We start from the raw sequence: 10644 nt of genomic DNA on the forward strand, positions 1-10644 counted from the left end.
CTTCTGTCTGCGGTACCGCCGCGTCTTATCGGAACTTCCATGCATTCACCCGCCATGGCCATGGCCTTCAGCCTTTTCGTGCTGTGTTTCATCACCTGCTCGCTGTGCGGCCTGGTTCTGTTCTTCGTCAAGAGCAAACAGATCAACGCCACCCTCAAGCACCCCTACCTGCAGCATCGTCCGTTCGAACGCTACCCACTGGCGATCAAGGCGGCCATCATGCTGGACTATTTCTTCCGCCTGATGTTTCCGGGCACCCGCTTCTGGCTCATTGGCAATGCCAATGAGCTATTGGCCCACGTCGACCCCAAGAAAACGCCGCTGGCCCTGAAATGGCCCATCGTCGGCTTCTGGGGCGCATGCTGGCTCGGCCTGATCGCCATGATCGTCCTGTGGACCTTGTTGTTCCTGGGAACGTGACGCGCATGCAACTCCAGATCGAGGACTATCCCGGCTGTGCCGAAGCGGCCCGCACGCTGATCGCGGCCCGCGAGTCCGGCCTCGCGGGCCCTCGGTTACCCGCGGCCTGCCGTCCGCAGAACCAGGGTCAGGCCCTGGCGGTGCAGTTGCGCACCGCCCAACTGCTGCGCGAAACACGCCAGGACAGCATTGCGGCCTGGAAGAGCGCCTTGCCCACGCCCGAAAAAACCGTGGTGGCGCCCATCTACGCCTCGACCATGGCATGGGCAGGCACCGTGCCGGCCCAAGCCCAAGCGCCAGTCGTGCGCATCGAGCCGGAAATCGCCTTCGAATTGGCGCGTGACCTGCCCGCCCGCGAAGAACCCTACAGCCATGCCGATGTCGATGCCGCCATCGGAGGGGCCCGGCTGGCACTGGAAGTGCTGGGGTGCCGCTACGCGGCGCCCGAACATGCCAGCCTGCCGGAACTGCTGGCCGATCACATGTTCAATGCCGGCCTGGTGCTGGGACCACGCATTGCCTCGCCCGACGCCGCTCCCGCCAGCATGACCCTCACCTTGTCGGTCGATGGCGCCGAAATCGAGCAGCACGCCGGCATCCATCCCAACAACCAGGCCAAGGCCGGCCTGTACTGGCTCGCCAATTTCCTGCGCGCGCAAGGCCTGGGCCTGAGCGCTGGCCAGCATGTCATCACCGGCTCGTATGCCGGCTTCCTGGACGTGCCCGCCAATCGCGACATCGAGCTCGCCTATGGCGACCTCGGCATCTTGAAACTGCGATTCGCCACCGGTTAAGCTGGAAGCCGTTCCTGCCCACGGCCTCGTCCATGCTCACCCTGCGCCCCTTCTCGACTCGCGACTACCCCCTGCTTGCCAGTTGGTTCCACAGTCTGGCCGACGTGGTGCAATGGGGAGGCTCGCACTTGTCATTTCCCTTGACGCCGGCCGACCTGGACGCCATGCAACGGGAAGGCCAGGCACAGCCGCCGTCGCGCCGCTGCTGGATGGCGTGCCGCGACGGCGCGCCTATCGGCCACGCGCAACTGGCCTATGAGTGGCACGATGGCAACGCCCGCCTGGGCCGTGTCGCGATTGCCCCGGACGCCCGTGGTCAGGGGTTGGCGCGGCCGATGGTGGCGCTGATGGTCGCCGAGGCCTTCGCCACGCCGGGCATCGAACGCCTGGAACTGAACGTCTACATGTTCAATACCCCCGCGATCCGGACCTACGAAGCCCTGGGCTTCACGCTGGAAGGCGTGAGACGCTCGGCCACGCGCGCCGGCAAGGAACGCTGGGATACCGGCATGATGGGATTGCTGCGTTCCGAATGGCGCGGCACGGCCGGCTGAAGCGCCGGCCAGCCCGGTAACCCCGAGCTTGCAGCCGGCCACCACCGGCCATGGCTCCGCCCGCCTCAGCCCACTGCCGGTTCCGCGATCGTGACCAGGGGACCAGCCGCTTCGATGGCCTCGCCCGCCGCCAGGCATAGATCTTCCCGGTAGCGCCCGGCCACCACCTGCACCCCCACGGGTCGATCGGCGGCACTTCCCATGGCCACCGATAGCCCCGGCAGGCCCATGAAAGGCAAGCCGATCTGCGTCATCTGCGCGCGCCAGACCCGCTCGTAGGCCGCCTCGCCCTGCAGGTCGAGATGGTCGGTGAACGGCAGTTCGGCCGACACCGGTAGCAACAACACCGGATATTCGGCCAGGAACACTTCCCATGAGCGCGTGAGCGTCGCGCGGCGCGTCAGCACCGCCGAAAACTGCGCCATGTCCATGCCGGCCACGCGCGCGCGCTGGCCCTCCAGCGCGGTCAGCGCGCCGCGGTCGCCTTCCTTGCGCGCCGCCTCGAGCATGGCCTCGTAGCCATCGGCCATCCACATGCGAATCTGCAGGTCGGCAGCTTCCCGCAAGGGCGGCACGCTGTCGATCGTGTCCACCGACCAGCCGGCCTCGCTCAAGCGCCTGGCCGCCTCCTGCAAGGCCTTGACCACCGCGGGATCGGTGTCCATGCCATCGGGATTCAGGCACAGCGCCGCCCGGCGCGGCACGGCGGGCCCGGTCAGCGGCGCCGGCACCCACCAGGGGTCGCGTGCATCGGGCGCGGACAGGGCGGCCAGGCCCACCCGCAGGTCAGCGATCCGACGCCCCAACGGCCCCGACACCGCCGTGATCTGGCCGCCGATGGTGCGTTCGGGCAAGGCCGCGTTGTAGGCGGCCACACGCCCCAGCGAGGGGCGCAGGCCGTGCACGCCGCAGGCATAGGCCGGATAGCGGATGGAGCCGGCGATGTCGGTGCCATGCGCCAGATGTCCGATGCCCGCCGCCACCGCCGCCGCCGCGCCACCGGAGGATCCTCCCGGCGTCAGCGCGGGATTGCGCGGATTGCGCGTGTCGCCATGCAGCAGGTTACCGGTGAACCAGCGCAGCGAGAACGCCGGCGTGTTGGTGCGGCCGACGATCACGGCGCCGGCGCGGCGCAGGTTGTCGACCACGGGATTGTTGACGCGGGCAAGCAGGTCTTTCTGCAGCGTCACGCCGTTGGTGGTGGCATAGCCAGCCTGGTCGACGTTGACCTTGACCGTCACCGGCACGCCGGCCAGCACGCCGGGATCATCACCGCGCGCCAACGCCCGGTCGATCTCGGCAGCCTGGGCCAGTGTGTCATCGGGACGATGATCGACCACGGCGTTGATCCGGGGATTCACGTCTTGCAAGCGCGCCAGCGCGCTGCGCGCGGCCTCCACCGCGGAAACGTCGCGCCGGCGGACAAGGGCGGCAAGCTCTACTGCGGACAAACGCCAAAGATCGGACACGCGGCACTCCTGTTGCAAGAGGGGAAGCAGCGCCACCATGGCGCCGGATGGTCAACCTTAGCGCCCCTTGCCATGCGCCACAAGCCACGGGTTACCGCAGCCCGCGCGCGCGCGAGTCTTCCTCGAACACCTCGATGATGGCATCGGCCATGGCCCGCACACGCGCCGTGCGGTTCAGGTCGCCATGCATCACCAGCCACAGCTCATAGGACTCGCTCCGGTTCGGCCAGATCCGCACCAGGTCCGGATACTGCGGCGCCATGTGAACCGGCAGCTCGCCGATCCCCAGCCCCGCCGCCACCGCCTCGATGATCATCACGCCGGAATTCAGTTCCATTGCGATACGGCCATTGCCGGTCGGCTCGCCGCAGAAGGTATCGGACCAGCCAGGCAGCACCGCCTGCTGGTAGGTCACGAGCGTATGGCCGGCGAATGCGGTGCCGGGGCGCGGCTCGCCATGCGCCTTGACATAGGATTTCGATGCATACAGGCCGACCTCGCGCCGTGCCAGTAGACGGTGGATCAGGTCGGGACTGTCCGGCTTGACGTTGCGGATCGCCAGATCGGCCTCGCGCCGCGTCAGGTTGCTCAACTGGATCGACGTTGACAACGAGACGCGGATATCGGGATGTTGCCCGTGCAGCCGGCGTACGGCTTGCATGATGTAGTAACTGGCCACGGTCTCGGATGCCGCCACCCGCACCACGCCCGAGAGCCGGTGATCCAGTCCCTGCATCTGGCGCTGCAACTGATCGGCGGCCAGTTCCATCCGTTCGGCCGCGGCAAAGGCCTGTTCGCCCGCGGCGGTCGGCACGTAGCCCGATGGCGTGCGCAGGAACAGTCGCGCATCCAGCGACGCCTCCAGCGCCGCCAGCCGCCGCCCCGCCGTGGCCTGGTCGATCTGCAACAGCGCGGCCGCGCCGCGCAGGGTGCCATTGCGATAAATCGCCAGGAAGATACGCGCATTGTCCCAATCCATCGGTCTGGCCGCTCCCACGAGGTCCGGATGATGCAAATTTGCATCCCAATCAAGCAATTATTCCTCTTTTTTGCATCAAGGAAAAATCCTAACCTGTGCGTCTTGGCAAGTTCCCCGGAAGTCCCCCATGCGTACCGCCTGCCCCGCCACCCCAGTTCCCCCCGCGCCAGCGACCGCAGCCGCCACCACCGGCCTGCTGCCCCTGGTCACGCTGGCCATCGGCTTCGTCATGGCCATGCTGGACGTTACGGTCGTCAATGTCGCCCTGCCGAGCATCGCGCAGCAGTTCACCGTGCCGCTCACCGACCTGGTCTGGATCGTCGATGGCTATACCCTCACTTTTGCCGCCCTGCTGCTGGTGGCCGGCGCGCTGGCGGACCGCTACGGCGCCAAGACCATCTACCTGGCCGGCCTGGGGGTCTTCACCCTCGCCTCCCTGCTGTGCGGCATCGCGCCGGACGGCGACCTGCTGATCGGCGCCCGTATGTTGCAAGGCCTCGGCGCGGCGCTGTTCATGCCCAGCTCCCTGAGCCTGCTGGCCCATGCCTACGACGACGAACAAGTGCGCAATCGCATGCTGGCGGCCTGGTCGGCCATCGTCGCCGTGGCCGGCGCCGCCGGTCCTTTGCTGGGCGGCGTGCTGATCCACCAATTCGGCTGGCGTGGCATCTTCCTCATCAACCTGCCCTTGGGCCTGGCAGGCCTCTGGCTGGCGCGGCGCCGCATCCAGGCCGCGCCGCGCCGGCCGCGCGCGCTCAACCCCCTCAGCCACGCGCTTGGCGTCACGGCGCTGGCCTCGCTGTGTTTTGTCCTGATCCAGGGCAACGCCTATGGCTGGTCGTCAGCGCCCATCCTGGCAGCGGCGGCCGTCGGCGCGCTGGCAGGCGTGGCGCTGGTGCGGCGCGAGCGGCGCCACGCCGAACCGATCCTGCCCCGCGCCCTGTTCCAGACGGCGCAGTTTCCGGCGGCCAACGGCGTGGGCTTTCTGATCAATCTCGCGGCCTACGGCCAGTTGTTCCTGCTCAGTCTGTTCCTGCAGCATGCGCGCGGCGCCGACGCCTTGCAGACCGGCATCCAGCTGGTGCCCATGCTGGCGGTGTTCTCGATCGGCAATCTATTGTCGGGCCGGGCGTCGGCACGCTGGAATGTCGCGGCCACGCTATTGGGCGGCATTGCGCTGGCCGCGGCCATGAGCGCGGCCGGCCTGTTCATGTTCACGCCCGCCATGCCGTACTGGCCCTTCGCCACGATCGTGGCGCTGGCTAACCTGGGCGTGGGCATCGCGGTGCCCGCAATGACCAGTGTAGTCATGCAGGTATCGGGCAAGCATCACGCCAACAGTGCCGCCGCCGCGCTGAACGCCAACCGCCAATCGGGCGCGCTGGTGGGCGTCGCGCTAATGGGCACCATCCTGCACCTGCTGCCGGATTGGCACGCCAGCCTCCCCGCCGCCTACGCCATCATCAGCCTCTCCTATCTGGGCGCGGTGATGCTGGTATGGCGCTACCTGCGCCTGGCCCGCAACGCATAGCCCGGCGCGCCGCGAGCGCCGCGCATGGCAAGCGCGTTGTCTTTGCTTCACAATGGGCTCTCCTATCGACACTTTCCGGAGCGCCGCATGACCGTCACGTCCAACACCCCTGCCATCCGCCGCGTTGCCGTCGTCGGCGCCGGCACCATCGGTGCCAGCTGGGCCGCGCTGTTCCTGGCGCATGGGCTCGAGGTCGTGGTCAGCGATCCCGCCGCCGACGCCGAAGCGCTGACGCGCGCGCGGGTCGCCGCCGCCTGGCCGGTGCTGGCCGAACTGGGACGCGTCGCAGCGGGCGCAACGCCCGACAACCTGCGCTTCGAGTCCGACCTCACGATCGCGCTGCGCGATGTCGACTTTGTGCAGGAAAATGCGCCGGAACGCGAAGACTTCAAAACCGAACTGTTCGCGCGCATGGACGCCCTGCTGGCGCCCCATGCGATCGTCGCCTCCAGTTCGTCGGGACTCATCATGAGCCGCCTGCAGGCGCGCTGCGAACATCCCTCGCGCTTTGTCATCGGCCATCCGTTCAACCCACCGCACCTGATCCCGCTGGTGGAGGTTGTGGGTGGCAAGCAGACCTCGGCGGCCACCATCGATCGTTGCATCGACTTCTACCGGCAACTGGGCAAGTATCCGATCCGCGTCAACAAGGAAGTCCCGGGCCATATCGCCAACCGCCTGCAGGCTGCGCTGTGGCGCGAAGCCATCCACCTGGCCGCTGACAATGTCGCCAGCGTGGCCGACATCGACGCCGCCGTATCGCAGGGGCCGGGCTTGCGCTGGGCCCTGTTCGGTCCGCACATGACCTTCAATCTGGGCGGCGGCGCCGGAGGCCTGGCCCATTTCATGGAACACCTGCTGGGCCCGGTGCAGTCCTGGTGGGATGATCTGGGCACTCCCGTGGTCACGCCCGAACTGCAACAGCGCCTGATCGACGGGGTCAACGCCGAGGCCGGCGCGCGCAGCATCGCCGACCTGGTGCAGGCGCGCGATGCGCAACTGACGGCGCTGCTGAAGACGCTGCAGCGCTGAAACCGCCCCGGCAGGGCCGAGCATGGCCCCCGCCGCGGCGGGCCGGTGGCGCACGCGAACCCGCACGAGACCTCGTGATTGGGGCCGCCGTGCGCCACTGGTATCCTATGACAACGCCCTGCCTCGCAGGCCCGCCTCCCCCCAGGAATTCCCATGGTTTCCGTCACCCACGACACCGCACATAGCCGCTACACCGCCACCGTCGACGGCGTGTTGTGCGTGCTGGACTACCACCTGCGCGACGGCGTGATGACCATCGCCCACACTGGCGTTCCCAGCCAGGTCGGCGGCCGCGGCATCGCCGCCGAACTCACCCGCGCCGCGCTCGATGACGCCCGCGCGCGAGGCTGGAAAGTGCGCCCGCAGTGCTCCTACGCCGACGTCTACATGCGGCGCCATCCCGAATACAACGACCTGCTCGCCTGAACCACGCCGTGACCACGCCCGACCAGATCGCCTGTCCCTGCGGCACGGCCAAGCCCTACACCGCCTGCTGCGGCCGTTGGCATGCGGGCCCGCTGGCCCTGCAGGCCCCCACCGCGCAAGACCTGATGCGCTCGCGCTACAGCGCTTTCGTGCTGGATCAGCTCGCTTACCTGCTCGACACCTGGCATCCCACCACGCGCCCGGCGTCGCTCGAACCGAATCCGCCCGGCCTGAAGTGGCTGGGGCTGACGATCAAGCAGGCCCGCGATAGCGACGCGGACCATGCCACGGTCGAGTTCGTGGCCCGCAGCCGCCTTGCCGGACGCGCCAGCCGGATGCACGAGACCAGCCGATTCGTGCGCGAAGACGGACGCTGGTACTACCTGGACGGCGATCTACGCTGACGCCAGCGTGCGCGATGCGGCACTGTCCGGCCCTGTCGCGCTTTCCAATACCGCCACCAGTTTCGCCACCGCGCCGCGCGCCGCCGTGCGCGCGTCACCCACAATCGCCAGTTCGGTAGGCGGCGCCGGCGCCAGCCCCTGTGCCGCCCCGAGTATTCCGTGCTGCGGCAGACATGCAAAGGCGGGCAGCAAAGAAATCCCCAACCCCGCCGTCACCGCCGCTTGCACGCCCGCCAGACTCTGGCTGTGATACGCGACGCGCCACGAACGCCCGGCACTTTCCAACGCATAGATCATGCGCTTGCGATAGATACAGCCCTGCGGGAACAACACCAGCGGCACCGGCCCGTCGCGCAGCAACAGGCGTGCATCGCCCACCCACAGCAAGCGCTCGGGCCATGCCGCCAGACAGGGGCCGTCACCGGGTTCGCGCTTGATCAACGCCAGATCGATTTCGCCCGCTGCCAGGCGCGCCTGCAGGTCGGCGCTCATCCCGCTGCCCGTCTCCAGGCGGATATCCGGATGGCTGGCGGCAAAGCCAGCCAGCAACACCGCCAGGCGTGAAACATCGAAATCCTCGGGGATACCCAGCCGGATCACTTGCGCCCCGCACGGCGCCGACAGTACGGCCTCGGCTTCGTCGGCCATCGCCAGCAACTTGCGCGCGTACGTCAGCATGAGTTCGCCGTCTTCGGTGGCCGCTACCTGGTTGCCGGCCCGGTCCCGCCGCAGCAGCGTCTTGCCGACAGCCTGCTCCAGCTTGCGCACTTGCTGGCTGACAGTCGATTGCGTGCGATGCACCCGGCTGGCGGCGCGCGTAAAGCTGCCTTCGTCAACCACACAAACAAGGGTTCTAAGCAGTTCCAGATCGAGCATGAGCTATCCCGCGGGAAGGCGATGAGGAGATGGCCGGCCTCTCACGCCACTGGATATTTGATAATCCACTGATATGAGTTCATTTATTAATTTTACAACTTCCCGTGTGGCCCCCTAAGCTGGGCCGGCACCAGCAACTTTCCAAAGGAAACACTCATGCCCCTGGCCCCCCTACCCCGCCCGCCGTGGCTGACCTTCGACTGCTACGGCACGCTGATCCAATGGGACGAAGGGCTACAGGCCGCAGTGGCCCGGATCCTCGCCGCGCACCCGCAGCGGCATACACCGACACCGGCACAGTTCCTGCATGTGTATGACCAGCACGAACATCGGCTGGAAAGCACGCCGCCCCACATGTCATTCGTCGAAATCACGCGGGAAGCGCTGCGGCTGACCATGCGCGACCTGGATCTCTCATATCGTCCTGAAGACGCCGAATTGCTGATCGGCAGTATCTCGGCCATGCCACCGTTTCCCGAGGTGGTCGACACCTTGGCCGAGTTCAAACGCGCCGGCTTCCGGCTATGCATCATCTCCAACACCGACGATGCCATCATCGCCGGCAACGTGGCGCAGTTAGGTGGCCACGTCGACCGCGTCATCACGGCGGAACAGGCGGGCGCCTACAAGCCGGCGAGGCAGATCTTCGCGCATGCCCATGACAGCCTGGGCATCACGCCGCGCGAGGCCGTGCATATCTGCGCCAGTCCGCACCTGGATCACGCCGCCGCGCGCGACATCGGCTTCCGCTGCGTCTGGATTGATCGTGGCACCGGCCGTCAACCCTTGCCGGACTATCGTCCCGACGCTACTGTATCGACGCTGGACCAGGTCCCGGACCTGTTCCGGCAAGCCGGCTGGATGTAGCGCTGCGGCGCTGGCCGGCCCCCTCCCAACCGGCGCGGCCCTGCCGCCCGCGGTTCCGGCCGACCAGCGCTCGCCTATCAACCATCATCCTCGTCTTCTCTTCGGGATACCCATGAACAAAGACCCCCACTTCGCTGATGCCCTGTTCCACGCGGACCGAGTCGCCGCCCTGCGAGCCGATCTGGCGCTGGCCCTGCGCGCGGCGGCCGCGCACGGGCTTGGCGAAGGCGTATGCAACCACTTCAGCGTGGCCTTGCCGGGTGACACTGACCACTTCCTCTTGAATCCGCGTGGCCTGATGTGGCATGAAGTGCATGCCGACGACATCGTGCTGGTCGATGCGCAGGGCCGCAAACTGGCGGGCCGCCACGAGGTCGAACCCACCGCGATGTTCATTCATGCCGCGATCCACCGCATCGCCGGCAAGGCCTGTGTGCTGCACACCCACATGCCCTATGCCACGGCACTGACGCTCACGGCCGACCGGGCCCTGGATACCACGCTCTCGCAGAACGCCATGCGCTTCCATGGCCGTATCGCCATCGATGGCGCATACAACGGCCTGGCCCTGGACGCGAGCGAAGGCGCGCGCATCGCCCATGCCATGCAAGGCGCGGACATCGCTTTCCTTGGCAATCACGGCGTAGTGGTCTGCGGCGAACGCCTCGATTACGCCTACGACGATCTGTTCTTCCTGGAACGCGCATGCACCGCGCAAGTGCTGGCGCAATCCACCGGTCGGCCCCTGGCTCCCGTGGATTCACGGATCGCCGCCAAGGTCGCGGCGCAAATCCAAAGCGAACGCCTGCAGTCCGAACTCTTCTTCATCGCCTTGCGACGTCAACTGCCCGACAACACACAGCGTCAAGCTGTCTGAAACCCGGCTGCCGCGGCAAAAGCAAAAAACCCCGCAGGCGTTAGCCTGCGGGGTTTTCTTCTGCAATAACTGCCTGATACTGACCTACTTTCACAGACGTCCGTCCACTATCATCGGCGCGAAGGCGTTTCACTGTCCTGTTCGGGATGGGAAGGAGTGGTACCACCTTGCTATGGGTATCAGGCTTGACTTGTCGAGCATGCCGCCACGAGGGCGGGAACTCCAATCCTGGATACTGCCGGTCCGCTTCGCTGTCACAACCAGAGCCTGGCTCGATGGTCGTACTGCGCAAACAGCCCTTTCACAAAAACAAAACCCCACAGGCGCGAGCCTATGGGGTTTTGAGCAATAAAAGCCTGACGATGACCTACTTTCACAGACGTCCGTCCACTATCATCGGCGCAAAGGCGTTTCA

Annotated in this window: 12 protein-coding genes and 1 rRNA gene; 9 read left to right on the top strand and 4 right to left on the bottom strand. The window is 66.9% G+C overall.

The window, feature by feature from the left end; genetic code table 11:
- The first annotated feature begins 39 nt into the window (after nucleotides 1-39).
- From HV701_RS22270 to HV701_RS22280, 3 genes are read left to right on the top strand one after another with little or no spacing between them, the layout of a single operon-like run.
- Entirely contained in the window at nucleotides 40-420 is a 381-nt protein-coding gene (locus tag HV701_RS22270; protein ID WP_175135181.1) for a hypothetical protein, read from the top strand.
- 5 nt (nucleotides 421-425) lie between these two features.
- Nucleotides 426-1214 (top strand): 2-keto-4-pentenoate hydratase, encoded by a 789-nt coding sequence (locus tag HV701_RS22275; RefSeq protein ID WP_175135182.1) that lies wholly within the window; start codon nucleotides 426-428, stop codon nucleotides 1212-1214.
- Nucleotides 1215-1246: 32 nt separating this feature from the next.
- The gene (locus tag HV701_RS22280) at nucleotides 1247-1768 is read left to right on the top strand and encodes a GNAT family N-acetyltransferase (RefSeq protein ID WP_175135183.1); all 522 of its coding nucleotides are present in this window, start codon (nucleotides 1247-1249) and stop codon (nucleotides 1766-1768) included.
- Nucleotides 1769-1833: 65 nt separating this feature from the next.
- On the opposite strand, the gene HV701_RS22285 is transcribed toward HV701_RS22280, so the two are convergent.
- Both HV701_RS22285 and HV701_RS22290 read right to left on the bottom strand, forming a co-directional pair.
- Complete coding sequence (locus HV701_RS22285) at nucleotides 1834-3237, bottom strand: amidase family protein (RefSeq protein ID WP_175135184.1); 1404 nt, start codon at nucleotides 3235-3237, stop codon at nucleotides 1834-1836.
- Nucleotides 3238-3328: 91 nt separating this feature from the next.
- On the bottom strand, nucleotides 3329-4216 hold the full coding sequence (locus HV701_RS22290; protein ID WP_175135185.1) for a LysR family transcriptional regulator: 888 nt from the start codon (nucleotides 4214-4216) through the stop codon (nucleotides 3329-3331).
- Between the two features lie 127 nt (nucleotides 4217-4343).
- Between HV701_RS22290 and HV701_RS22295 the strand changes: the two genes are divergently transcribed.
- From HV701_RS22295 to HV701_RS22310, 4 genes are all read left to right on the top strand, one after another.
- Nucleotides 4344-5747, top strand: coding sequence for an MFS transporter (locus HV701_RS22295; protein ID WP_175135186.1), 1404 nt, complete (start codon nucleotides 4344-4346; stop codon nucleotides 5745-5747).
- Between the two features lie 87 nt (nucleotides 5748-5834).
- Nucleotides 5835-6779 (top strand): 3-hydroxyacyl-CoA dehydrogenase NAD-binding domain-containing protein, encoded by a 945-nt coding sequence (locus HV701_RS22300; protein ID WP_175135187.1) that lies wholly within the window; start codon nucleotides 5835-5837, stop codon nucleotides 6777-6779.
- A 153-nt stretch (nucleotides 6780-6932) separates the two neighbouring features.
- Nucleotides 6933-7205 (top strand): GNAT family N-acetyltransferase, encoded by a 273-nt coding sequence (locus tag HV701_RS22305; protein WP_175135188.1) that lies wholly within the window; start codon nucleotides 6933-6935, stop codon nucleotides 7203-7205.
- A gap of 8 nt (nucleotides 7206-7213) precedes the next feature.
- Nucleotides 7214-7609 carry a YchJ family protein gene (locus HV701_RS22310; RefSeq protein WP_175135189.1) on the top strand — a complete coding sequence of 132 codons (396 nt, stop codon included), beginning with the start codon at nucleotides 7214-7216 and terminating at the stop codon, nucleotides 7607-7609.
- On the opposite strand, the gene HV701_RS22315 is transcribed toward HV701_RS22310, so the two are convergent.
- Complete coding sequence (locus HV701_RS22315; RefSeq protein WP_175135190.1) at nucleotides 7601-8485, bottom strand: LysR substrate-binding domain-containing protein; 885 nt, start codon at nucleotides 8483-8485, stop codon at nucleotides 7601-7603. The two genes, HV701_RS22310 and HV701_RS22315, sit on opposite strands and share 9 nt — an antisense overlap.
- A 156-nt stretch (nucleotides 8486-8641) precedes the next feature.
- Here HV701_RS22315 and HV701_RS22320 point away from each other — a divergent pair, with 156 nt between their 5' ends.
- Nucleotides 8642-9352, top strand: a complete 711-nt coding sequence (locus HV701_RS22320) for a haloacid dehalogenase type II (RefSeq protein WP_175135191.1) — start codon at nucleotides 8642-8644, stop codon at nucleotides 9350-9352.
- A 112-nt stretch (nucleotides 9353-9464) separates the two neighbouring features.
- On the top strand, nucleotides 9465-10229 hold the full coding sequence (locus HV701_RS22325; protein ID WP_175135192.1) for an aldolase: 765 nt from the start codon (nucleotides 9465-9467) through the stop codon (nucleotides 10227-10229).
- A 71-nt stretch (nucleotides 10230-10300) separates the two neighbouring features.
- Here HV701_RS22325 and rrf read toward each other — a convergent pair.
- Nucleotides 10301-10413, bottom strand: a 5S ribosomal RNA gene (rrf, locus tag HV701_RS22330).
- Nucleotides 10414-10644: the final 231 nt, after the last annotated feature.

The sequence above is a fragment of the Achromobacter pulmonis genome (genome assembly GCF_902859765.1).
GTDB lineage: Bacteria > Pseudomonadota > Gammaproteobacteria > Burkholderiales > Burkholderiaceae_B > Achromobacter > Achromobacter pulmonis.

Excerpts from the sequence above, each read along its gene's own strand:
- HV701_RS22270 (WP_175135181.1), top strand. The coding sequence starts at position 40 with ATGCATTCACCCGCCATGGCCATGGCCTTCAGCCTTTTCGTGCTGTGT.
- HV701_RS22305 (WP_175135188.1), top strand. The coding sequence starts at position 6,933 with ATGGTTTCCGTCACCCACGACACCGCACATAGCCGCTACACCGCCACC.
- HV701_RS22315 (WP_175135190.1), bottom strand. The coding sequence starts at position 8,485 with ATGCTCGATCTGGAACTGCTTAGAACCCTTGTTTGTGTGGTTGACGAA.
- HV701_RS22280 (WP_175135183.1), top strand. The coding sequence starts at position 1,247 with ATGCTCACCCTGCGCCCCTTCTCGACTCGCGACTACCCCCTGCTTGCC.
- HV701_RS22325 (WP_175135192.1), top strand. The coding sequence starts at position 9,465 with ATGAACAAAGACCCCCACTTCGCTGATGCCCTGTTCCACGCGGACCGA.
- HV701_RS22295 (WP_175135186.1), top strand. The coding sequence starts at position 4,344 with ATGCGTACCGCCTGCCCCGCCACCCCAGTTCCCCCCGCGCCAGCGACC.
- HV701_RS22320 (WP_175135191.1), top strand. The coding sequence starts at position 8,642 with ATGCCCCTGGCCCCCCTACCCCGCCCGCCGTGGCTGACCTTCGACTGC.
- HV701_RS22300 (WP_175135187.1), top strand. The coding sequence starts at position 5,835 with ATGACCGTCACGTCCAACACCCCTGCCATCCGCCGCGTTGCCGTCGTC.
- HV701_RS22275 (WP_175135182.1), top strand. The coding sequence starts at position 426 with ATGCAACTCCAGATCGAGGACTATCCCGGCTGTGCCGAAGCGGCCCGC.
- HV701_RS22290 (WP_175135185.1), bottom strand. The coding sequence starts at position 4,216 with ATGGATTGGGACAATGCGCGTATCTTCCTGGCGATTTATCGCAATGGC.